A 22,363-nucleotide genomic window follows, 5' to 3' on the forward strand; every position below is an offset into this window, starting at 1 on the left:
CCATGAGCTTGAAAGATACACTCGAGCGTATTGAGCCGCAGTTCGAAAAGGGCGGCAAATACGAAAAGTGGTACGCGCTGTATGAAGCGGTAGCCACTATCTTGTACACGCCAGGTACGGTGACGCAGTCTCGCACACACGTTCGTGACCGCATCGACCTTAAGCGTATTATGATCCTGGTGTGGATGATGACGTTCCCGGCGATGTTCTGGGGCATGTACAACGTTGGTAACCAGGCCGCGATGGCTTTAGCTGAAGGCTACCAGTTAGCTGACGTTTGGCAGGTGGGCTTGTTCCAGTTGCTGGGCGGTGAGCTGGGTGCTGACGCCGGTTGGGGCGCGAAAATGTGGTACGGAGCCTGCTGGTATCTGCCTATCTACGCGGTCACCTTTATTGTCGGTGGTTTCTGGGAAGTCCTGTTTGCGAGCATTCGTAAGCACGAAGTCAACGAAGGCTTCTTCGTTACCTCGGTACTGTTCTCATTGATCCTGCCTGCAACCACGCCACTGTGGCAGGTTGCACTGGGTATTACCTTTGGTGTTGTCATTGGTAAAGAGATCTTTGGTGGTACCGGCCGTAACTTCCTTAACCCGGCACTGACGGGTCGTGCATTCCTGTACTTCGCCTATCCGGCGAGCATGTCTGGTGACTCTATCTGGACAGCAGTTGACGGTTTCTCTGGCGCGACTAACCTGGGTGCTGCGGCACTGGGTAACCTGGACTACGGTAACACCGAATTATGGTGGGACGCGTTTTTAGGTAACATCCAGGGCTCTGTGGGTGAAGTATCAACGCTGATGATTTTAATCGGTGGTTTAGCACTGATTTACTTCCGCATTGCCTCATGGCGTATCGTATCCGGCGTATTCGTGGGTATGGTGCTGTTCTCTGGCCTGTTAAATCTGATTGGCAGCGACAGTAACCCAATGTTTGCGATGCCGTGGTACTGGCACTTAGTATTGGGTGGCTTTGCCTTTGCGATGATGTTTATGGCAACCGATCCGGTGTCGGCATCATTCACCAACAAAGGTAAATTCGCTTACGGTCTGTTAATTGGTTTTATGACGGTCATGATCCGCGTAATTAACCCGGCATTCCCGGAAGGTATTATGCTGGCCATCTTGTTCGCGAACGTCTTTGCACCGTTGTTTGACTACTTTGTAGCACAGGCAAACATCAAACGGAGGTTAGCACGCAATGGCTAGTAAGAACGAAAGTTTAGGCAAAACGATAGGTGTTGTGCTGGCACTTTGTTTGGTGTGTTCAATTCTGGTTGCGGGTTCGGCGGTAGCGCTTAAACCGATGCAGGAAAAGAACGCGGCGCTGGCGATGCAGCGTAACATCTTGAACGCGGCAGGCATCTTAGAAGCCGGTATGGATATTCCTTCTGTTTACGACGAGCGTATTAAAGCGCACGTCGTTAGTTTGGAAGATTATCAAGTGGTGCAGGACAAAGACCCGAAGGACTTTGATAACCGTAAAGCCGCTGGCGACCCTGAAACCAGCACCAAACTTGATAAAAGTGAAGACATTGCTGGTTTAGGTACCATGGAAACCATGACCGAAGTTTATTTGGTGATGGACGAAAATGGTAACCGTAACGGTGCGGTTCTGCACATCCGCGGGCAAGGCCTGTGGGGCACAATGTACGGGTTAATCTCGTTAGAAGACGATTTGAATACCGTACGTGGTGTTAACTTCTATGAACATGCTGAAACACCGGGGCTTGGTGGCGAAATCACCAATCCGGCCTGGGTAAAAACCTGGGAAGGCAAAGAGCTTTTCGGTGACGACGGAAAAGTGAAGTTTGATTTGGTTAAAGGCGGTGCGTCTAACGAGCACGAAGTTGATGCGCTTTCAGGTGCCACCTTAACCAGTAACGGCGTTGATGCGACCATCGATTTTTGGATGAGCGACAAAGCATACGGTCCGTTACTCGAGAAACTTCGCAAAGGAGAGCTGACCAATGGCTAGTGCAAAAGAAATGAAGTCCGTTTTATTCGGACCGATCTTCGCGAATAACCCCATCGCACTGCAGATCTTAGGTGTCTGCTCGGCGTTGGCGGTAACCTCTAAGATGAGCAACACCCTGGTTATGTGTATTGCACTAACCGCGGTTGTTGCCGCTTCCAACTTCTTTATTTCGATTATTCGTAATCACATTCCATCGAGTGTGCGAATTATCGTGCAGATGACCATTATCGCGAGTCTGGTTATTGTTGTTGACCAGGTATTGCGGGCTTATGCCTACGAAATATCCCGTGAGCTATCGGTATTCGTTGGTTTGATTATTACCAACTGTATCGTTATGGGTCGTGCCGAAGCTTACGCGATGAAGAGCACGCCGTTTATGTCATTGCTGGACGGTATCGGTAACGGCTTAGGCTACTCTGTGGTATTGCTTGTGGTTGGTTTTGTGCGTGAGCTGTTTGGTTCAGGTAGCTTGTTCGATGTGCAAATTATGCCATTGGTATCTGAAGGTGGTTGGTACGAGCCGGTTGGCTTGCTGCTGATGCCGCCAAGTGCATTCTTTATCATCGGTGGCTTTATCTGGGTACTACGTACGTTCTACCCTGACCAAGTCGAACCTAAGGAGTAATGGCCATGGAACAATATATTAACCTGTTCATCCGCGCGATCTTTATCGAAAACTTAGCGCTGTCATTCTTCTTGGGCATGTGTACCTTTTTGGCGGTGTCTAAAAAGGTAAAAACAGCCTTTGGTTTGGGGGTCGCGGTTATCGTTGTACTGGGTATTTCGGTACCGGTAAACAACTTGGTTTATCACAACATTCTGGCACCTGGTGCATTAGATTGGGCAGGCTTTCCGGATGCGGACTTAAGCTTCTTGCGGTTCCTGACCTTTATCGGTGTTATCGCTGCATTGGTACAGATCCTGGAAATGACGCTGGATAAATACGTACCGGCATTGTACAACGCCTTGGGTATCTTCCTGCCGCTTATCACCGTTAACTGCGCCATATTTGGTGGTGTGTCGTTCATGGTTGAGCGTGACTACAACTTTGGCGAGTCGGTAGTTTACGGTATCGGCAGTGGTGTTGGCTGGTGTCTGGCGATTGTTGCCCTGGCAGCGGTGCGCGAGAAACTCAAGTATGCTGACGTACCCGATGGTTTGCGTGGTTTAGGCGCAACCTTTATGTCGGTCGGTCTTATTGGTTTGGGCTTTATGTCGTTCTCCGGCGTATCTCTTTAATCCAGTGTGTTGAATCAGTAAACGTTAAAGGTACGAATCGATGGATATTACTCTGATAGCGCTCGGTGTAGGGATGTTTACCATCATCGTACTGATTTTGGTGGCGATCATTATGGTCGCCAAATCAAAGTTAGTACCGCAGGGCGATGTAGAAATCCTGATTAACGAGGACGAAGAGAAGAAGATTGTTACCCAGCCGGGTACGAAACTGCTTGGCGCGTTGGCCAATGCCGGTATCTTCGTTTCTTCTGCCTGTGGTGGTGGTGGCTCTTGTGGTCAGTGCCGGGTAACGATTAAAGAAGGTGGTGGTGATATTCTGCCAACCGAGCTTGATCACATTACCAAACGCGAAGCGCGCGAAGGTGTGCGTTTGTCTTGCCAGGTTAATGTTAAGCAAGACATGAAAATTGAACTGCCGGAAGAAATCTTTGGTATCAAAAAATGGGATTGTACGGTTAAGTCTAACGACAACGTCGCAACCTTTATCAAAGAGTTTGTGGTGCAGTTGCCGGAAGGTGAAGAAGTGCCGTTCCGTGCCGGTGGTTATATTCAGATCGAAGCTCCGCCGCATCATATTAAGTACAAAGACTTTGATATTGCCCCTGAGTACCGTGGTGACTGGGAACGCTTTGGCTTCTTAGATGTAGAATCTAAAGTGGACGAAGAAGTTATCCGTGCGTATTCAATGGCTAACTACCCGGAAGAGAAAGGCATTATCATGCTGAACGTTCGTTGTGCGACACCGCCACCGAACGACTTGAGTCTGCCGGCAGGTAAAATGTCATCGTACATCTTTAGCCTGAAGGCGGGTGATAAAGTCACTATCTCCGGTCCATTTGGTGAATTCTTTGCTAAAGACACCGAAGCTGAAATGGTCTTCATCGGTGGTGGTGCCGGTATGGCGCCGATGCGTTCGCACATTTTTGACCAGCTGCGTCGCTTAAACACCAATCGTAAGATCAGCTTCTGGTATGGTGCGCGTTCACTGCGCGAAATGTTCTATGTTGAAGATTTCGATATGTTGCAGGAAGAGAACGACAACTTTGAGTGGCACGTGGCCTTGTCGGATCCGCAGCCTGAAGACGACTGGGATGGCGATACCGGCTTTATCCACAATGTGCTTTATGAGCGTTATCTGAAAGATCACGACGCACCTGAAGATTGTGAGTTCTATATGTGTGGTCCACCGGTGATGAACGCTGCGTGTATCAACATGTTGCATGATTTAGGTGTCGAAGACGATAACATCATGCTGGATGACTTTGGTGGTTAATCAATGATGGGCTATAAACCCGCCGTGGTTGCCAACATGGTCGCTAAATTCTGGCTAGTCCTTCTGGGGCTAGCCTTTTTAGTATCCTGTTCGGACGCGCCAAAGCAAATTCGCTTTAGCGGCGATACCATGGGTACCACCTACAACATCACCCTGTTCAGTAAGGATCCGCGCCATAGTCAGGCTGAGATCCAGAAAAAGGTCGAGACGGTTTTAGCGCAGGTCAACGCGCAGATGTCGACCTACGACCCTGAATCGGAATTATCGCGGTTTAATCAACACGACTCGACTCAGCCGGTAGTGATAAGCCGGGCATTGGAACGCGTGGTTAGCCGGGCGCTGGAAATCTCCGCGCAAACCGACGGTTTGCTTGACGTGACGGTCGGGCCACTGGTTAATCTGTGGGGATTTGGTCCGCAGGCGAAACCTGAACAGGTGCCTACGCCGGATGAATTGCACGAAGTTCGTGCTTACGTTGGCTACGACAAGCTCACGCTGGCGAATCACCAGCTGGCTAAAAGTCACCCGCAGGTCTATGTCGACTTATCGACGATTGCGAAAGGTTATGGGGTTGATCGGGTTGCCTATTTATTGGACGACCTGGATATTACCCAGTACTTAGTCGAAATTGGTGGTGAGATCCGCACCCGCGGTGGTAAACCTAACGGTAAACCGTGGCGGTTAGCGGTCGAGAAGCCGGTATCGACGGAACGATCAGTACAGGAAGTTGTCTCATTTAGTGAAGGGGCATTAGCCACTTCAGGCGATTACCGTAATTTTTACGAAGAGAACGGACGTCGTTATTCACACATTATTAATCCGCTAACAGCAGAGCCTATCCAACACAATTTAGTATCGGTCAGCGTTTATGCTGATGACTGCATGTCAGCCGATGCCTATGCAACGGCGTTGTTGGTTATGGGGCCGGAACAGGCAAAAGCCTTTGTTACTGAGCACCAAATCGATACCATGTTGGTGCTAAAAACCGACGATGGCTTTGAAGAATGGGTAAGCCCCGGGTTCGAAAAACTGTTATCGGATGAGTGATTAGGAGTTCTCATGCAAACATTTTTACTGGTGTTGGCGCTGTTTTTAATCGTCGTACTGATTATGGCGGTTGGCTATATTGTTCAGCGCAAGACGATTTCCGGTAGTTGCGGCGGTATTAGCTCGCTGGGTATGGATAAAGCCTGCGATTGCGATGACCCTTGCGATAAGAAAAAGGCGCGCATGGCAAAAGAGCAACAGTGGAAAGAAAACCAAATCCATTAGTGCACGCTTTTCGCGTCAGCAATTGACGCAAAACAGTTATAACGATATAACTACCCTCAATCGATGTTGTTTAAGCGGGGGGTAGTTATGAATCCATTAGAGTTACGGCCAGATAGTCAGGAAATTTACCTCGATTGTAACGCCACCACCCCCGTACTTCCGGAAGTAGCCCGGTCTGTATCGCATACCATGGAGGCCATATTTGGTAATCCCTCCAGTAGCCATATTACCGGCTTAAAAGCGCGCTATATTTTGGATATCACACGCCAGCTTGCGCGTGAAGCTATCGGCTCGTTTAACAGTAAACTGATTTTTACCAGTGGTGCCACTGAGGGCATTCAGACCGCGGTGGTTTCCGCCATTAGTGCCGCCGTGCAGGATGCCCGGCGACCACGTCGTTATCTGATGTATGGAGCGACGGAACATAAAGCGGTACCGCAGGCGTTAGCGCACTGGAACCAAATGCTGGGTCTTAACGCAGAACTGTTGGCCATACCGGTCGATAACAAAGGCTTGCTGGATCATGAGTTTATTGCTCAGCACGTAAGCCAGGCAGCGATGATTTGTACCATGGCGGTGAATAACGAGACTGGCGTAGTACAGGATTTGGCCGCGTTAGAAACGGTTATCCGCAGCAACGCAGCAACGATTCCGTGGATGGTCGACTGTGTGCAGGCGCTTGGCAAACAACAGCTTGCGCTGGATGATACCAGCATTGATTACGCGCCGTTTAGTGGCCACAAGTTGTATGGACCAAAAGGTATTGGTTTTATGGCGGTGCGTGACGCGGCACCGTTTTCGCCGTTAATTATCGGCGGCGGTCAGGAGAGTGGTTATCGCTCAGGTACTGAAAACTTGCCCGGCATCGCCGCATTGAACGCGTTGTTCCGGTTAATGCAGCAAGGCAGTTCGTTCGCATCGGTTGAACAGCTTAATAGCTATCGTGAACAACTGGCGAAAGCATTAAGACAAGCCTTTCCGACAGTGGTGTTCAACAACGATTTTTCGGTTTCGGTACCCACCACGCTTAATTTTTCGGTGTCCGGGGTATCCTCGCGCGACATTATGGATGTGCTTGATGCCTGCCATATTCGGGTTAGTTCCGGGTCGGCCTGTAGCTCTAAAGTCACCCGCAGCTTTGTTTTAGACGCAATGGGATTGGACTCCTGGCGTAGCGAGTCAGCCATCCGTTTGTCGTTTGGGCCGGCAACCACTCAGGCTGAGATTGACGAAGCTTGCACACGCCTGCAGCAAGCTGCAACCGCATTAAAACAGTCCTGTTTGATTGTCGCCGACACCAATGACGATAACGATGGTTTATTAGATGGCGTGGTGCAATTACGTTATGACGACCAGTGCAGTTATCTGCTAATCGATCGCGCTGCCCGACAGATGGTTGTTATTGACCCGCATCCGGCACTAGCCGGCCGTATCGAAAACATTGTCCATTGTCAGGGATACCAAATTCCGGCTGTTTTAAGTACATCCGCCGAGGGTGAAATTGCTAATGCAGCAGCGATGTTACGTGCAATGCTGCCACTGCAGCATACCGATACCGACGTATTCGGTTGGCCGGTTGATGCGGTGGCAAACTGTGACGCTATCCCGCAGGAGTGCCAAAGCGGCGTTGACGGCTGCTTATCGATTGGTGCGCGCCGGCTGTTCCGTTGGGGGAGCCGTTTACCGGTTTATTTACTCAGTGAGCCGGTTGCCGATGAGCAGCCGTTGCACGTTGACTTCGCCTTTATCGGCTCGGAGGTTGCAGTCGAAACCTTATGTCGCTGCATCGGCAGTCAGACGCTTGTCTGCGCAGGGCAGGATCCTGATTCTGAGCTGGTCACATCGTTGGGTGAACAAACTGGTGCTGCCGGACACACTGATCCCAAACAAACGGGCATCGATATAGCCATTGGCGACGAAGCCTTCTGGAACCGCGATGATGTGATTATTATCGATGTACGCGAACGTCAGGAGCATGTGGTGGATGATTTACCCTGCTGTGCGGAGGTTATCAACGTGCCCCTAACGCAGGTTATCCAGTTCATCCACGACAATGCTGCGCTAAAAGACCGCGAGTTAGTTTGTGTGTGCCGTTCAGGCAACCGCAGCGGCGTGGTGGCTAAAGCGCTGCGGCGTCAGGGTTTTACTAAAACTCGGCATTTGTTGGGCGGTCTGGCTCTGGCTTCCAAACAAGCGTAGCAGCGAAGCCATCTTTGCCGACGAACCAACAACTGATATCGCTGTGACACTGCACGTTCCAAACGTTAGCGTCGGTTAACTTGAACCATTTTTGCGACGGCTCGTGGTAGGCTGCGGCACCTGATGGATTAGAGGTTAAGATCCAGCGGCCCTGGTGTTCAACTACACTGAGGCTGTACAGCGCACCTTGTAACGGCGGTTCGGGCAGCGCGCTAAACTCATCACCATCGTAGTACCATAGTCGTTCGCCTTCGTTATCGTCGGTGTTTAAATGGCCACCGGCGATGTAAAACTGCTCGTCATCCACTGGCCATACCGCCCAAATACCGGCATTAGGACCGGCTTGCATGGGCGTGTCAATAACTTCAAAACGAATACCAAAACCGCCTTTGCGTAAAACTCGCGCGGTATCAGCGTTACCGGTGCCGACTAACCAGGTTTGGTTATTGAAGCGTACGCAGCTGCCGCTCGAGGCAAAGCCACCCTCGTTAGACAGGGGTTTTTGACTAACAGCACTGTACGCCTTTATCCAGTTGCGACCACCCGGACTGCGCACAATACGCCAGCTGTCACCGACGCTGTCACCGAAAACCCAGGCCTCGCCATTAGGTGACAAATCTATGCAATTTAAAAAGGTATCGGCTTCGGCACGGTAGCGCATACGCCAATTAGCACCGCCGTTATCGGTAAAATAGACCTTCGACTGACCATCGTCGCCGATGCTTAACGCGTAAGCCTGGCGATTATCAATCGCCTCGATGTCGCGAAACTGCAGGTCATCCTGACCCGGTTGGCTGTATCGCCAACTGTTGCCGCCATCGTCGCTGTGTGCGACGAGGCCATTTTCGCCGGACAGCCAAATAGTCGAGCGGCTGACCGGCGCTGCACCAATCCACAGTTGCTTTTCGAGGTTTTCCAGTACCTTCAGCTTTGGCGGCTCTGCAGCAACGGCCGATAAATTAACGGCAGCTGCAAGCGCAAGGGTCGAGCTGAATTGGGTAAACCGAGTTAATTGCATTATGTCACCTAAGTTGAGACGTCCTTTATTGAGGAGTCAGTTCGGACAATTATTGCGCATCAAAGCACAGGTTGTTGTCCTTTTTACTCTCATCGCCCATCAGATACAAATAAGTTGGCATAAGATCTAACGGTGTTTTAAGGGCTTTTGGATCTTCCGCAGGGTAGGCTTTTGCTCGCATACTGGTGCGGGTAGCGCCCGGGTTAATCACATTAGTGCGTACCGAGGTGGTTTCGTACTCATCGGCAATCACTTGTGCCATGCCCTCGGTGGCGAACTTAGATATGGCATAGCTGCCCCAATAGGCACGTCCTTTACGGCCAACACCTGACGAGGTGAATACCAGCGAAGCATTGTCGGCTAATTGCATCACCGGCAGCAGTGCCTGGGTCATCAGCATGGGGCCTGTAACATTGATTTGCATGGCATCGTTAAAGTCGTCTGCTTCGATATGAGTATACGGCGACAAGATGCTCAGAATGCCGGCGTTGTGTAACACGCCGTCTAAGCGTCCAAATTGTTCCTTGATGGTTGCGGCCATGCCCTGGTAGTGATCCAGAGTCGCGCCTTTGAGATCCAGCGGGATAATCGCTGGCTTGGCGCCACCGGCTTGTTCAATCTCGTCGTATACTGCTTCCAGCTTATCAACTGTGCGCCCCAGCAGAATAACCGTGGCACCATGTTCGGCAAAAGTTAGCGCTGCCTGGCGGCCGATACCGTCGCCGGCGCCGGTTACCAGAATAACTTTATCGGTTAAGAGGTCTTTAGGGGCTTGATAATCATGTACCGTCTTGATTTGCATATTTATCGTTTTCCATTGGACTGTTAAGGTCAGTGTAGGCTATTGTACTGATATTCGGATAACTTCTCAGCAAACGAATAGAAATTCCGGAAAAAGCCTTTTATCTTAATTCATACAGGTGTATAAAAATCGTTAAGCGAAAGGCTTCATAATAAAAATGTAAAAAGGACTGGGGAATCCACATGAAAAAACTATTACTCCCATTGGCGATTGGATCAGCATTGAGTCTGGTCGGCTGTGGTAGCGGTGACGAAGCACCGTTAACAGAAACGGAAGTTAGCGTTGCGGCAACGCGCGTGCAATTTGACCCATCGAACAGCATTATTCCGGTGCCAACTAACGTATTGCTTAGCGGTACTGTCGACGGAACCTTAAATATTCCGGTAGCGGACCCAAGTGATATTAGTGACCCACAAGTGGCGTTAAATGGTCTGGATGGTTGGGGTACACACCCCACGATAACCTTTAACTTTTCACTGCCACGTGATGAGAACGGCGACTTGGTTAACGTAGCCGCTGGTAGTTTGGAAGCCCAGGGCTCTATTCGTGTTTTCGAAACCATTCAGGGCGGTTCTGACGTTAATGCAACTTGTGCCGCGGCTAGCCCCGCAGCAGCTTGTGCGGTAACAGCAGAATTAACACACGGCGTTGATTTTACCGTATCAGCGGTTGATGAAGATACCGTTGCGGTGGTGCCACTACGGCCGTTAAAGCCTAAAACAGGCTACATTGTTGCTTTGACGTCCGGTATTCAGGATACCCTGGGCCGTGACGTGAAGCCATCACAGACCTACACCCTGATGAAACGTCCGGCAGACAGCGATCCGGTATCATCTGATCCGTCGGCTCTGTCTCTGCAACGTTTGATTAATAGCTACGAAGGTGCGCTGGCGCAGTTTGGCGTTGATGCCGAAGAGGTTATTTACACGTCTAACTTCACCACGCAATCGGTGGGTGATGTCTTAGGTGCAACTAAACAGATGTTAGGCCTGAGTGCTGCTGGTATAGAAACACCATGGTCACCGGAAGTTCCGGTAATGCAGGCGGCGCCGCAGGACTATTCGCTGGACGTGGTGTTGCAGCAAAGTGGCGTCACTGATCCTACGGTATTGGCAGCTGCTTCTGCTGCGCGCGTATACGGTGGTCAGGTGAATCTACCTTACTACTCGCCGTTACCATCAGCTGAAAACCCGCGTGCACCGGTGGATGGTCGCTGGCGTGCAGCCTGTGATAGCCCGGCGTCTATTTTAGGTGCGGTGCAGCAGGGTATTATCGACCCGGCAGGCGCAGGCATTCCACAGGAAGCATTGCAGGATCCAACGCTATTGCTGCCACCTAACAACTGTTTTGACTTCCCGGGTGTGGACGAAGAGCGTCACCTGACTAAGTACAACCCGATCCCGGCGATTCAGGGTACGCAAACGGTGCCTGCCTTTATCACTATTCCTGATTTGGCGGTTGTGAATGCCATTCGCGCCCAGCGTGGTATGGCACAATTAGAAGCTGTGCCACAAGGCGGCTGGCCGGTGGTGATCTTCCAACACGGCATTACCGGTAACAAAACTAATGCTGCTGGTATTGCGGGTTCGTTAGCGGCGGCTGGTTTTGCTACCGTAGCCATTGACCATCCGCTGCATGGCGATCGTGGTTTCGACCTTAACGGTGATGGCACGGACGAAATTAACGCCTCAAGTGCGGCCGGTGTTACCAGCTACATGAACTTAGCTAACTTGTTGGCCGCGCGTGATAATGTGCGTCAGTCTATTGCTGACTTAGTTGGTTTGCGCATGAGCTTAAATAACTTTATGGCAGCCGATGGTGCGCAGTTAAATGGCCAGGACGTGCATTTCGTGGGCCACTCGTTAGGTGCAATTGCTGGTGTGGGCTTTACGGCGATGGCCAATACGCCGTTTGAAAACCCTCAGTTAGCACCGCTTAATCCAATGTTCAGTGTGCAGGCGTCTTCGCTTGGTATGCCGGGCGGGAGTATTGCTAACTTCCTGTTAGCGTCAGGTTCGTTCGAAGTGCCGGTTAAGAGCCAACTGTTGTATTCAGCAAGCTCAGATTTTGCAGCGGCAGTTAATGCACAGGCCGAAGCTGCGGGTATTAACCCCGGCGGTCCTGGCTTTAGCGAACTACTGGCACAGGTTTATGTTGAGTTCATGAATTCAGCATCGTCTGCGCAGGTGGCCCAAATCAATGCAACCTTCGAGCAGTTTGCTTTTGCTGCGCAGGCTGTGATTGACTCTGCAGACCCGGTTAACTATTCAGCGGGTGTTGCTGCGACGGGTACGCCGGTGCATTTAATCGAAGCCATTGGCGATGCGACTATTCCTAATGCGGTTCAGGGCAAGCCGCTGGTGGGCACTGAGCCACTGATTGGGTTAATGGGTCTGCCGTCAGTTTCGAGCACTGTGCAGTCGCAAGATGGCAATCCGGTTTCTGGTGCTGTGCGCTTCAGCGCAGGTGATCACGGTTCATTAGTGTCGCCGGCAGCTTCTGCAGCCGCAACCGCAGAGATGCAAACACAAATCTTCAGCTGGTTCGGTTCTGACATGTTGTCACTGCCGATTAGTAACGAAGAAGTGGTACAGTAGCAGGCATGTCGGTGCTTTGCACCGCCATGCCCGCTAGGCAAAAAGGTCAGCTTCGCTGACCTTTTTTTGTTTGGCGCTGCGCTTGCCTGGCGCCCTGCGGGCTTGCTTGGCGGCTCGTGGCTTCGCCACTCGCCTTGTGTTTCTGGGCTTGAGGCTTCGCCACTCGCCTATGTAGGTCGCGCCTTTGGCGCGACGGGATGTTAGACTGGGCTAAATAGTGATACTTGGGAGTTGTTTGTATGGAATTTTTAGCCGATATTGGCAGTTTTTTGTTGAAGGCGGGGATTATTATTTTTGCTTTCGTGATTATCACGGGTGTCATTGCGCAAGCGGCGCAGAAGCAGAAAAAACAGAAAGGCGAATTGGAAGTGACCCATTTGTCCAAAGAGATCCAACAGATGCAGGATGCCCTGAGGATGGAGCTTTTGGATAAGAAAGCGCGTAAAAAAGCCGAGAAGCTGCTTAAAAAAGCGCGAAAATCTGAAAAGAAACATGAAAACCGTTTATTTGTGATTGATTTTAAAGGCTCGATGGATGCTAAAGAAGTCGAAAACTTGCGCCGCGAGATTAATGCGGTACTGAGTATCGCCAGTGATAAAGACGATGTGCTGATTCGCCTGGAAAGTGGCGGTGGTGTGGTTAATGGTTATGGCCTGGCGGCTGCGCAGTTGCAGCGTTTACGTGACCATGGCATGACCTTGCACGTGGCGGTGGATAAAGTCGCTGCCAGTGGCGGTTATATGATGGCCTGTGTGGGGCATAAAATTTATGCGGCGCCGTTTGCCTTTATTGGCTCGATTGGCGTGGTGGCGCAGATTCCGAACGTGCATCGTTGGCTTAAAAATCACGATATCGATTTTGAGCAGATTACCGCGGGCGAGTTTAAACGCACGCTGACGGTCTTCGGCGAAAATACTGATGAAGGCCGCCGCAAATTCAAAAAAGACTTAGAAGCCATTCATCACCAATTTAAAGACTTTGTGCAGACTAATCGCGCGGAGCTGGATATTGATAAGGTGGCTACCGGCGAAGTCTGGTCAGGACAGCAAGCGAAAGAACTGGGTTTGGTTGACGAAGTAGTAACCAGCGATGAATGGTTACTGAAGCAATTGGACGAGCGTGAGATTTTAAAACTGGAGTACAGTGTTAAAAAGCCGCTAAGCGAGCGTTTCGCTAAAGGGGCGGCGACCATTATTCAGACCTTAAAATCCTCGTTTGCACGCTCTGACGTTTAAGCGAGTTATTCGGTCGCTAAAGCGCCTGTTAATCGCTAGCGCTGACGCGGCCTTTTTGCTAGTCTTAGGCGGTTTTGGGAAGCCAATTTAATAAAATAAAGGACTCGTATGAGTGACAAAAAGAAATTGAGCCTAACCAGCCGTATCGTCATTGGTATGGTCGCAGGTATTGCATTGGGGCTGGCGTTGCGCTTTTTTGCTGGTGAAAGTGCCTGGGTTGATAGTTATCTGACGAACGGTTTGTTTAATATCATTGGTCAGATATTTATTACCTCACTGAAGATGCTGGTAGTACCGCTGGTATTTGTCTCGCTGGTGGTGGGAACCTGTTCGTTGAGTGACCCCAGTAAGCTCGGTCGCTTAGGCGGTAAAGCCGTCGGTATGTACCTGGTTACCACGGCTATCGCTATTTCTATCGCGATTTTCTCGGCCATACTGATTCAACCGGGTTCAGGTGTTGAGCGTGACTCAAATACGACCTTTGAGCCGTCCGAGGCACCGTCGCTGTCGCAGGTTATTATTGACTTGTTCCCGGATAACCCGATTAATGCCATGGCGCAGGGCAACATGCTGCAAATTATCGTGTTTGCGTTGTTGTTTGGTATTGCGATGGCGTTGGTAGGTAAGCCGGGCGAGCGCCTGAAAAGCTTTTTTGATGACTTTAACGAAGTCATTATGAAGCTGGTGGTTATTTTGATGAACCTGGCGCCTTACGGTGTGTTTGCGCTTATGGCCAAGCTATTTACCGAGACGGGTCTGGGTATGATAGCGAGCCTGGCGAAGTATTTCTTCCTGGTGTTGATCGTGCTGTTAATTCACGGTCTGATCGTGCATCCGTTCCTGCTCAGCACGTTAGCGCGCGTTAAACCAGGTATATTCCTGCGTAAGATGCGTGATGCGCAATTATTTGGATTTAGCACCGCGTCCAGTAACGCCACTATGCCGATTACCCTGGAGACCGTGACCAAGCGTTTAGGTGTCAAAAACAGCGTCGGTTCGTTTACCGTGCCGCTGGGTGCGACCATTAATATGGATGGCACCTCGATCATGCAGGGTGTCGCCACCGTATTCATTGCTCAGGTTTATGGTCTTGATCTGTCGGTAGCAGACTACCTGATGGTGATCCTGACGGCGACATTGGCGTCGGTGGGTACTGCGGGTGTTCCGGGTGTCGGACTAATCATGCTGGCGATGGTGCTGCAACAGGTTGGTTTGCCGGTCGAGGGCATCGGCCTGATTATCGGTGTTGACCGCTTGCTGGATATGACCCGAACGGCCGTTAACGTCACCGGTGATGCGATGGTCAGCTGTGTGGTTGCCAAATCCGAAGGCGACTTCGACGAAGAGGTCTATTACGACCGCGAGGCCGGCAAGAAGCTCGAAGAACTGTAGGTCGCGCCCCGGCGCGACATGCTCTCGTCGTCTGTGCCGAGGCGCAGCGATTGGAGCCATATTCCATTCTCGCCTATTATAGATTAAATCGTTCGTTCGCTTAGGTTTGTATCGGATTTATTATCGTTGCCATCAAATTTTAATAAGGTGGCAACGATGGCGATACAGCAGTTACCGATAATTTCGTTTGCACAATTAGATAGCGAACAGGAACGTCTGCGGTTGCGCTGGGCGGCAAGTGAAGTGGGCTTTTTCTATTTGGTTGACCATGGGCTATCTGAGCACGAACTGGCACAGGTCATGAACTTGAGTCGGCGATTTTTTGGCTTGCCTGCCGCGCAGAAAGCGGGTGTCGATATGCGTTATTCACCTCACTTCCGTGGTTATAACGCGGTTGGGCAGGAGTTGACCGGCGGGGCGATGGATGTCCGTGAGCAGTTTGACTGGATGAATGAAGAGCCGGCGCCGACGGAAATACGCCATGATTGGCAGCAGGTTATCGGGCCCAATTTGTGGCCTGCGGCGTTGCCACAGCTTGAGCATACGCTATTGGCCTTAAGCGAACGCCAAACGGACATTGCCGTGACTTTATTGCGCGCCCTTTGTCAGTCTATGGGTATGGACGCACATGCGTTGGATCAGAGCTTTCGTGATAGCCCCTATACGCATTCCAAAATTATTCGCTATCCGGGATCGGCGCAATCACGCCAGGGCGTTGGCGCTCATAAAGACCCGGGCTACCTGACCTTCGTCCTACAAGACCAGCAAAGTGGCTTAGAAGTCGAGCATCAGGGGCAGTGGCTGGATGTTGAACCGATGCCCGGATCGTTTGTGGTCAACATTGGTGAGCTACTGGAGTTGGCGTCGGACGGCTTTTTACAAGCCACCAACCATCGAGTACGCGCGCCACAGCCGGGAACCGAGCGTTATTCGGTAGCCTATTTTATGGCGGCACAGTTGGATGCCACGGTACCCGTGCTGGATTTACCCGAGCCACTGAAAGCTCAGTCGAAAGGCGTTTCAACGGATCCCAACAATCCGCTGTTATCGCACGTCGGTGAAAATGTTTTAAAAGGCCGGGTGCGCTCGCATCCCGACGCAGGCAAGGCAGCGTAATGGTTTACATATTGGTTGGCAGGAGTTGTTAAAGCCGGCGAGCTCGCGTAAGCTTCTGTATCAGTACAGAAGTAACAAAAAAATTTTATGCCGATCTGTTGCGTTAGCGCGTTTATGCGCTTAAGCCTCTTTATTATCATTGTTGTTGGTTTTTCCTGCAGTGCAGCGGCTAACCTTAACCTGTCGACCAAGGAATTTTCTCGCGTTGCGCAAAACATGGCAGCGCGCCAATCTTCGGTGTATCACATAACCTCAGACCATAATGGTCTACTGTGGCTGGCTACCGATACCGATGGCATTTTGCGGTACGATGGAAAGCAATTTGTGCGTTGGACCGACAGTGTTTTGAATAATGTTCAGGCGGCCGACTTTTCGAAACTTCGAATTCATCAAGATACCATTTGGGCGGCGACCTGGGGGCATGGTTTGGTTGCCTGGAATTCCGCCAAGCAGTCGACGCGTCAGTTTAAAGCTGACAACGGCCAAGGACAGTTAAAAAACGATCGCGTACAGACGCTGTTTTTAGATCGTCAGCAAAGACTATGGGTCGGAACCTTAAATGGCCTGCAGTATATGCAACCAGAGGTAACGACTAACCAAGCCGATGTATTGCAATTTATCGACGATGAACATCCACTGAATGACCTCAGAATTTGGTGGATCACTGAATCCAAACACTGGATTTGGGTTGCCAGTTCGCAAGGCGTGTTCCGAATCGCTCAGGACTTATCAAGTTGTACACGCTATTACATTGACCCCGATAACGTTGGCGAAAACCGCACTAACGAAGTAAGAACCATCGAGCTCATTGGTGAAACACTTTGGGCGGGCACTGACCATGGGCTGTATTATTTGCCAGAAAATGGGCAAGCCTTTAAGTCTGTTCAAGACAATGAGGGGGGGTCCGCTGTCAATTTACGGGTTAATGATTTGGTCGTTGAGACCAATCCGGACCATGAACCGACGTTATGGGTTGGCTCCGGTAACGGGTTATATCAGTTTGACTTGACGCAAAAGACCTTTGTTAAACAAGGGGATGACTGGGCAGCGTTACAAAATATCGATGTGCGGTCGCTGCATTTGGACAACAACAATATTTTATGGATTGGCACCCGTGGTCAGGGCCTGTTTAAAGGGGTGACGGTTAATCAAAACTTTAAGGACTCGTTGGCAAGGAGTTCTCTGAATGTGGCAAGAGCTCCGATTCAAGCGGTTCACTATGCCAGTGATGATACGCTTTGGCTGGCCAATGATAAGGGCATTTTTAAACGGCCTACCAGTAATGGAAATTGGGATTTTTATCCGTTCCCGGAGAGGTTGGGTGTGCGTAAAGTTGATGTGCTTTATGCCGACCGTTTCGGTGATTTATGGATTGGTATCAATGAGGCGGTTATCAAAACGTCGAGTGATGCGCCTGAGTTGGCTGCGGCACCCGCGATCAATCAACAGTTGGGACTTGAAGAGGCCACCATTACGGCCATTCATGAAATGAAAAATGGCGATATGCTGCTCGGTATTTGGGGGCGAGGTATTGCCCGTTACGATCGCAGTAGCGCAACGTTCTCATGGCAAACCCAGAATTTCGACCAACTGCGTGGTGACCAAGCCTACTCCATTATTGATACTCAGGGTGCCGGCATTTACAGTGCAACCCGCTATTCTGGATTGCTGGATCTGTCAAATGAACAACGGGTAAAGGGTGAGTTTAACAATTACACGCTCATTTGTGCGCATGCAATAGATTCAAACTCGATTTGGCTGTGCAGTGACAATGGTATCTGGAATTACTCGTTCAAAACGGGCGAGACAGGTCATTACACAAAGGCCGATGGGCTACCGTCTAATCGGGTGCTCGGTATGACCAATGACGACCATGGAAACCTATGGGTAATAACCCTCAGTGGCTTGGCCCGGCTTAATATTGAATCCGGTAAAGTGGTTACTCTGGGTAAGTCGGATGGGCTGGCGATGTCGAACTTTTTAGAGCATGCTATTGACAGCTCAAGTGATGGTGAAATCACCGCCGGTAGCCTGGAAGGCGCACTCAGTTTCAACCCGGCTAAACTTAATATCGCAGAGATTGCGCCTAATGTCGCATTAACTTCCGTTATTCTGGATAACCAAGACGTTACGCGAAAATTTGCATTAACCGCGAATGAACTAAAGCTACCGGCCAATTTTCAAAGCTTAAAGTTATCGTTTAGTGTGACAGATTTTAGAGTGCCGGAAAATAATGCGATTCGGTATCGGTTATCCGGTGTTACTGACAGTTGGAGTAACTGGATGCCTAACCTATCGCTGTACTTAAGTTCGTTAGCACCGGGCACCTATTCGCTACTGGTTGAAGGCAGAAACAGTCAGGGCACTGAGAGTAACGAGCCATTGCAGCTAATGATTACTGTCGATGCGCCCTGGTGGTACAGTTTCTGGACGGTATTTTTCGGCATTAGTGGAATTGTTTTACTCATTTACGCCATTGTGCGGGCGAGAACCAAAAGCCTCGAACGTGTTAATCAAAAGTTGCAAGAGCAGATAGCGTTGCACACCCGTGAATTAAAAGTTGCAAATAGAAAGTTGCAGACTTTATCTGAAACCGACGCCTTGACCGGGCTGCTTAATCGACGAGGCTTTGAAAGCCATTTTAACCGCTTGCTTAGTGATTACCGAGACACTCGAAGCGCTATTAGTGTGTTACTGATTGATGTTGACCATTTTAAACAGTTCAATGATGATTACGGCCATGAGCTTGGCGATATTGCTTTGAAGGTGGTAGGTGACAGCCTTGCAACGTGTTTCAGAGAGTTCGATATTGTTGCCCGCTGGGGCGGAGAAGAGTTTACGGTAGCGTTACCGGGGCTTGCGCTTGAAGAGGCTAAAGAAGTTGCTGAGCGCGTGCGGGAAAGCATTTCAAAGCAAGGTGTCGAGACTGACGGCAAACGTTTAACGTTAACGGTGACTATTGGGGTGAGCTGTTATTTCGCTCAAACGGCTGAATTGCAAACCTGGCTAAATAGTGCGGATGAAGCGTTATATGCGGGCAAACGCCAGGGTAGAGATCGGGTGGTAGGTTGAGGCCGCTTCCGCGGTTGCGCTTGCCCGCGGCTCTCTATACCGACGGGGCGTTACGCCGGCGAACCGGAATGGAACTTAAAATCCGCATCGGGAGATTGAATCAAATCGCGTTCGATCTCGCCGAAAAATGCGATGCGGTCTGAGATATTGTCATCGGCGATTTGCTCGGCCAGGGTCAGGTAATCCTGATAATGGCGGGCCTCGGAACGTAATAACGAGATATAAAACTGGCCTAAGCGCTCGTCAACGTGCGGTGCGATGGCGGCAAAACGTTCGCATGAGCGTGCTTCGATATAAGCGCCGCAAATTAACTTATCGATAAGTGCCGCCGGTTCGTAGGTTCGCACATGGGTTAGCAACCCACGTGCATAGCGGCTGGAGGTTAGCTTGTCGTACTCAATGCCGAGCTCCTGTGCAATCTCCAGTACCTGATAAAAATGATGCAGCTCTTCCTTTATCAACAACACCATTTTGTCGATCAGTTCCTGACTGTAAGGCCGCTCTGACTTAGGTACCATGCGCTTATTCAACTTATTATGCTTGCCCAGCTCGCGCCAGTTACCGACCAACCGGTAGGTGTAATCTTCATACGGCTTTAACCAGGCCAGCAACGCGTTGCCGCTTTCTTCATCAACCGCGTAGCGGCGGATTAGCAACATGGCGCTCTGGGCGGCTTTTAACTCGCAAACCATGTGATCACGCAATAGCACCGGCAGGTTCTCCGGCTTTGTGGCTTGCTCCAGCCAGGCGTTGGGCGTGTGACACTGCAAAAACTTGTTAATGGGTTGCAGTAAGTGTTCGATTTCGCTGGCAGATTGCGTTTCTGTTGGTTCTGATTTAGAGGCTACAGCTGTCATTTATGCGTCTGGTGTTGGCGAATAATAACGCTATTTTACGCCACTTGGGACGAAAACTGAATGCGAGATAATCCATTACTGACATTTGTCAGTATTGTTAATAAATCGTTGGGATTGTTAACAAAAATCGCTTGACAGGCTAAAAAATGTTCTCAATAGTAGGGGTAAGGTGAAGTTTTACGCAAGTTCACATTTTAACAATAAGAAGCCGTTTTAAACGGACAGGTGCGAAAGCACACTTTAGGGAACAACAAGGGCGGCAGAGCCGCGTTATATGGGGTAGTCAATTATGATTCTGAATCACATATGGGGTTTATACGCACATCCGATGGATGAGTGGAAAACCATTGACGCAAAACGCGAAAGTATCGTCAATTCGTTAACGCATATACTATTTGTCGCATTATTACCGTGTGCCGCAGCTTATTACGCGTCGGCTCACATTGGTTGGAGCGTTGGTGCACGCGAGTCAATCTTCTTAACCGAGGGGAGCGGCGTGATGTTGGGCGTTGCAATGTACGCAGGTATCATCGCCGCCACATTCGCGTTAGCTTATTTGGTCTACTGGATGGCGAAGACCTTTGGCGCCGATCCAAGTTTTACCCAGTCGCTGGAACTGGCAGCTTATACAGCAACTCCGGTTATTATGTCAGGTGTTGCGGCACTTTATCCTGAACTATGGTTTGTGTCGTTGATTTTCCTGGCGGGTGTCGCCTACTCAGTTTACCTGCTGTATGCGGGGATTCCGGTCATTATGCACATTCCGGAAGAGCGCGGCTTTTTATATGCCAGCTCAGTCGTTACTGCCGGCCTTATCCTGATGGTAATCCTAATGGTAACAACAGCCATTTTATGGACTAATGGCTTCGGCCCAACCTTCATGTCATAAAGCACACCAACGCCTTCGGCACCCAAACCGTGCCGAGGGCCCCTAAACCGCGAGACGCAGTCGAGCCTAAACCGTGCCGAGGGCCCCTAAACCGCGAGACGCAGTCGAGCCTACACCGCGCGTAGCGCCTAGACCAAGTAAACCCCCGCATATCCCCGTGTATTCAAAACCCGCTGGGCATCATACCAATCCCCTAATACGACGCGTTCAGCCTGCTTGCCGTTAACACAAAACGAATGGATCGCAGCACGATGCGTATGGCCGTGAATAAGCCGTTGCACGTTATGTTTTTGCATTACCGAGATAACCGCAGGATGCTGCACATCCATTTGGCGCAACCGTTGCGGCGTTAGGTTGGGGCGTTTAGAGGCTGAACCGGCACGCAGTTTACGGGCAATACGCATCCGCAAGGCCAACGGTAAGTGACGTAAAATAAACTTGCTAATGGGGTGCTGAATGATAGCGCGGTAGCGCAGGTAGTCGGTATCGTCTGTGCAGAGTGTGTCGCCATGCATTAATAGCGTGCGCTCGCCGTTAAGGTTAATAACGGTCTCGTCCGGCAGCAGGGTTAAGCCCACGTCCGCCGCAAAGCGCTCACCCAGCATAAAGTCACGATTGCCCGGCATAAAGTAAAGCGCTACACCGGCATCGCTTAGCGCGCGCAGCAGCGACTTGATTTGCCTGGCAAAGTCGCTGGGGTCATCGTCACCCAGCCAGGCGTCGAACAAGTCGCCGAGAATATAAAGCGCATCCAGAGTATGATGCTGCTGCTGACAAAAGTCGCTGAACGCGGCCGTGATATCGGGCCGCGCCGGCGATAAGTGAAGATCAGCAATAAACGCAGTCGTCATAGCTGCACGTTTAGTCGTTGATGGTCACTTTTTGAATGATCACGTCGTCGACTGGCACATCCTGATGAAAGCCTGCTGAACCGGTTTTAACGTCTTTGATTTGATTAACCACGTCCATACCGTCAACCACTTCGGCGAATACGCAGTAACCGTAGCCGTTCGGGGTTTCGTTCTGGAAGTTCAAAAAGCTGTTGTCATTCACATTGATAAAGAATTGTGATGATGCCGAATGCGGATCCGGTGTACGCGCCATCGCCACGGTACCAACCGTGTTCGGCTTAGCGGTTTTTGCTTCGTTTTCGATAGTGTCGCGGGTTTCTTTTTGCTTCATCCCCGGCTCAAAGCCACCACCTTGTACCATAAAGCCATCAATCACGCGGTGGAACAGCGTATTGCTGTAAAAACCGTCGCGCGCATACTTTAAAAAGTTTTCTACCGTATTCGGGGCGGTATCTTGATGCATTTCCAGGGTGATGTCACCGTGGTTTGTGTGTAATACAACCTGCATATTGGTATCCTGTAACTAATGATTAAACCGGCGCTAGTGTACCAGAGCGTTACGTTCAGTGGTATCATT

General features: G+C 50.4%; 19 protein-coding genes. 14 read left to right on the plus strand and 5 right to left on the minus strand.

Annotated elements, in window-relative coordinates; translation table 11 throughout:
* Window positions 1–2 precede the first annotated feature (2 nt).
* From DEU29_RS04300 to DEU29_RS04335, 8 genes are all read left to right on the plus strand, one after another.
* Window positions 3–1,205, plus strand: coding sequence for an NADH:ubiquinone reductase (Na(+)-transporting) subunit B (locus DEU29_RS04300; protein WP_133539027.1), 1,203 nt, complete (start codon window positions 3–5; stop codon window positions 1,203–1,205).
* Window positions 1,198–1,974: a Na(+)-translocating NADH-quinone reductase subunit C gene (locus tag DEU29_RS04305; protein ID WP_133539028.1), complete on the plus strand. Its 777-nt coding sequence runs from the start codon at window positions 1,198–1,200 to the stop codon at window positions 1,972–1,974. The genes DEU29_RS04300 and DEU29_RS04305 overlap by 8 nt, the downstream gene beginning before the upstream one ends.
* The gene (locus DEU29_RS04310; protein WP_133539029.1) at window positions 1,967–2,599 is read left to right on the plus strand and encodes an NADH:ubiquinone reductase (Na(+)-transporting) subunit D; all 633 of its coding nucleotides are present in this window, start codon (window positions 1,967–1,969) and stop codon (window positions 2,597–2,599) included. Before DEU29_RS04305 ends, DEU29_RS04310 begins: the two co-directional genes overlap by 8 nt.
* Before the next feature lie 5 nt (window positions 2,600–2,604).
* Entirely contained in the window at window positions 2,605–3,213 is a 609-nt protein-coding gene (gene nqrE / locus DEU29_RS04315; protein WP_133539030.1) for an NADH:ubiquinone reductase (Na(+)-transporting) subunit E, read from the plus strand.
* A 40-nt stretch (window positions 3,214–3,253) separates the two neighbouring features.
* Entirely contained in the window at window positions 3,254–4,486 is a 1,233-nt protein-coding gene (gene nqrF / locus DEU29_RS04320) for an NADH:ubiquinone reductase (Na(+)-transporting) subunit F (protein ID WP_432206867.1), read from the plus strand.
* Between the two features lie 3 nt (window positions 4,487–4,489).
* Window positions 4,490–5,533: an FAD:protein FMN transferase gene (locus DEU29_RS04325; RefSeq protein WP_243734475.1), complete on the plus strand. Its 1,044-nt coding sequence runs from the start codon at window positions 4,490–4,492 to the stop codon at window positions 5,531–5,533.
* A gap of 12 nt (window positions 5,534–5,545) precedes the next feature.
* Window positions 5,546–5,758 (plus strand): (Na+)-NQR maturation NqrM, encoded by a 213-nt coding sequence (gene nqrM / locus DEU29_RS04330; RefSeq protein ID WP_133539031.1) that lies wholly within the window; start codon window positions 5,546–5,548, stop codon window positions 5,756–5,758.
* An 87-nt stretch (window positions 5,759–5,845) separates the two neighbouring features.
* Window positions 5,846–7,957, plus strand: a complete 2,112-nt coding sequence (locus tag DEU29_RS04335) for an aminotransferase class V-fold PLP-dependent enzyme (RefSeq protein ID WP_133539032.1) — start codon at window positions 5,846–5,848, stop codon at window positions 7,955–7,957.
* Here DEU29_RS04335 and DEU29_RS04340 read toward each other — a convergent pair.
* Window positions 7,905–8,975 (minus strand): WD40/YVTN/BNR-like repeat-containing protein, encoded by a 1,071-nt coding sequence (locus DEU29_RS04340; protein WP_133539033.1) that lies wholly within the window; start codon window positions 8,973–8,975, stop codon window positions 7,905–7,907. The two genes, DEU29_RS04335 and DEU29_RS04340, sit on opposite strands and share 53 nt — an antisense overlap.
* 49 nt (window positions 8,976–9,024) lie before the next feature.
* Window positions 9,025–9,777, minus strand: a complete 753-nt coding sequence (locus DEU29_RS04345; protein ID WP_133539034.1) for a YciK family oxidoreductase — start codon at window positions 9,775–9,777, stop codon at window positions 9,025–9,027.
* Between the two features lie 182 nt (window positions 9,778–9,959).
* On the opposite strand from DEU29_RS04345, the gene DEU29_RS04350 reads away from it, so the two are divergent.
* The 5 genes from DEU29_RS04350 (at window position 9,960) to DEU29_RS04370 (ending at window position 19,189) form a co-directional block, all read left to right on the plus strand.
* Complete coding sequence (locus tag DEU29_RS04350) at window positions 9,960–12,374, plus strand: VolA/Pla-1 family phospholipase (RefSeq protein ID WP_133539035.1); 2,415 nt, start codon at window positions 9,960–9,962, stop codon at window positions 12,372–12,374.
* Window positions 12,375–12,613: 239 nt separating this feature from the next.
* Window positions 12,614–13,609 carry a protease SohB gene (gene sohB, locus DEU29_RS04355; RefSeq protein ID WP_133539036.1) on the plus strand — a complete coding sequence of 332 codons (996 nt, stop codon included), beginning with the start codon at window positions 12,614–12,616 and terminating at the stop codon, window positions 13,607–13,609.
* Window positions 13,610–13,717: 108 nt separating this feature from the next.
* Window positions 13,718–15,001, plus strand: coding sequence for a dicarboxylate/amino acid:cation symporter (locus DEU29_RS04360; RefSeq protein WP_133539037.1), 1,284 nt, complete (start codon window positions 13,718–13,720; stop codon window positions 14,999–15,001).
* 156 nt (window positions 15,002–15,157) lie between these two features.
* Window positions 15,158–16,117 carry an isopenicillin N synthase family dioxygenase gene (locus DEU29_RS04365; RefSeq protein WP_133539038.1) on the plus strand — a complete coding sequence of 320 codons (960 nt, stop codon included), beginning with the start codon at window positions 15,158–15,160 and terminating at the stop codon, window positions 16,115–16,117.
* Window positions 16,118–16,231: 114 nt separating this feature from the next.
* A complete protein-coding gene (locus DEU29_RS04370) occupies window positions 16,232–19,189 on the plus strand; it encodes a ligand-binding sensor domain-containing diguanylate cyclase (protein ID WP_166635877.1) in 2,958 nt (985 codons plus the stop codon).
* A 50-nt stretch (window positions 19,190–19,239) separates the two neighbouring features.
* Here the strand turns inward: DEU29_RS04370 and miaE are convergent, their stop codons facing one another.
* Window positions 19,240–20,046: a tRNA isopentenyl-2-thiomethyl-A-37 hydroxylase MiaE gene (miaE, locus tag DEU29_RS04375; RefSeq protein ID WP_133539040.1), complete on the minus strand. Its 807-nt coding sequence runs from the start codon at window positions 20,044–20,046 to the stop codon at window positions 19,240–19,242.
* A 289-nt stretch (window positions 20,047–20,335) separates the two neighbouring features.
* Here miaE and DEU29_RS04380 point away from each other — a divergent pair, with 289 nt between their 5' ends.
* The gene (locus DEU29_RS04380) at window positions 20,336–20,935 is read left to right on the plus strand and encodes a Yip1 family protein (protein WP_133539041.1); all 600 of its coding nucleotides are present in this window, start codon (window positions 20,336–20,338) and stop codon (window positions 20,933–20,935) included.
* A 128-nt stretch (window positions 20,936–21,063) separates the two neighbouring features.
* On the opposite strand, the gene DEU29_RS04385 is transcribed toward DEU29_RS04380, so the two are convergent.
* Window positions 21,064–21,786, minus strand: a complete 723-nt coding sequence (locus tag DEU29_RS04385) for a UDP-2,3-diacylglucosamine diphosphatase (RefSeq protein ID WP_133539042.1) — start codon at window positions 21,784–21,786, stop codon at window positions 21,064–21,066.
* A gap of 10 nt (window positions 21,787–21,796) precedes the next feature.
* Window positions 21,797–22,294 carry a peptidylprolyl isomerase gene (locus DEU29_RS04390; RefSeq protein WP_133539043.1) on the minus strand — a complete coding sequence of 166 codons (498 nt, stop codon included), beginning with the start codon at window positions 22,292–22,294 and terminating at the stop codon, window positions 21,797–21,799.
* Window positions 22,295–22,363: the final 69 nt, after the last annotated feature.

The organism is Idiomarina aquatica (assembly GCF_004362895.1).
Taxonomy (GTDB): domain Bacteria; phylum Pseudomonadota; class Gammaproteobacteria; order Enterobacterales; family Alteromonadaceae; genus Idiomarina.

Coding starts and splice junctions, on each gene's coding strand:
- DEU29_RS04300 (WP_133539027.1), top strand. CDS start 3: ATGAGCTTGAAAGATACACTCGAGCGTATTGAGCCGCAGTTCGAAAAG.
- DEU29_RS04305 (WP_133539028.1), top strand. CDS start 1,198: ATGGCTAGTAAGAACGAAAGTTTAGGCAAAACGATAGGTGTTGTGCTG.
- DEU29_RS04310 (WP_133539029.1), top strand. CDS start 1,967: ATGGCTAGTGCAAAAGAAATGAAGTCCGTTTTATTCGGACCGATCTTC.
- nqrE (WP_133539030.1), top strand. CDS start 2,605: ATGGAACAATATATTAACCTGTTCATCCGCGCGATCTTTATCGAAAAC.
- nqrF (WP_432206867.1), top strand. CDS start 3,254: ATGGATATTACTCTGATAGCGCTCGGTGTAGGGATGTTTACCATCATC.
- DEU29_RS04325 (WP_243734475.1), top strand. CDS start 4,490: ATGATGGGCTATAAACCCGCCGTGGTTGCCAACATGGTCGCTAAATTC.
- nqrM (WP_133539031.1), top strand. CDS start 5,546: ATGCAAACATTTTTACTGGTGTTGGCGCTGTTTTTAATCGTCGTACTG.
- DEU29_RS04335 (WP_133539032.1), top strand. CDS start 5,846: ATGAATCCATTAGAGTTACGGCCAGATAGTCAGGAAATTTACCTCGAT.
- DEU29_RS04340 (WP_133539033.1), bottom strand. CDS start 8,975: ATGCAATTAACTCGGTTTACCCAATTCAGCTCGACCCTTGCGCTTGCA.
- DEU29_RS04345 (WP_133539034.1), bottom strand. CDS start 9,777: ATGCAAATCAAGACGGTACATGATTATCAAGCCCCTAAAGACCTCTTA.
- DEU29_RS04350 (WP_133539035.1), top strand. CDS start 9,960: ATGAAAAAACTATTACTCCCATTGGCGATTGGATCAGCATTGAGTCTG.
- sohB (WP_133539036.1), top strand. CDS start 12,614: ATGGAATTTTTAGCCGATATTGGCAGTTTTTTGTTGAAGGCGGGGATT.
- DEU29_RS04360 (WP_133539037.1), top strand. CDS start 13,718: ATGAGTGACAAAAAGAAATTGAGCCTAACCAGCCGTATCGTCATTGGT.
- DEU29_RS04365 (WP_133539038.1), top strand. CDS start 15,158: ATGGCGATACAGCAGTTACCGATAATTTCGTTTGCACAATTAGATAGC.
- DEU29_RS04370 (WP_166635877.1), top strand. CDS start 16,232: ATGCGCTTAAGCCTCTTTATTATCATTGTTGTTGGTTTTTCCTGCAGT.
- miaE (WP_133539040.1), bottom strand. CDS start 20,046: ATGACAGCTGTAGCCTCTAAATCAGAACCAACAGAAACGCAATCTGCC.
- DEU29_RS04380 (WP_133539041.1), top strand. CDS start 20,336: ATGATTCTGAATCACATATGGGGTTTATACGCACATCCGATGGATGAG.
- DEU29_RS04385 (WP_133539042.1), bottom strand. CDS start 21,786: ATGACGACTGCGTTTATTGCTGATCTTCACTTATCGCCGGCGCGGCCC.
- DEU29_RS04390 (WP_133539043.1), bottom strand. CDS start 22,294: ATGCAGGTTGTATTACACACAAACCACGGTGACATCACCCTGGAAATG.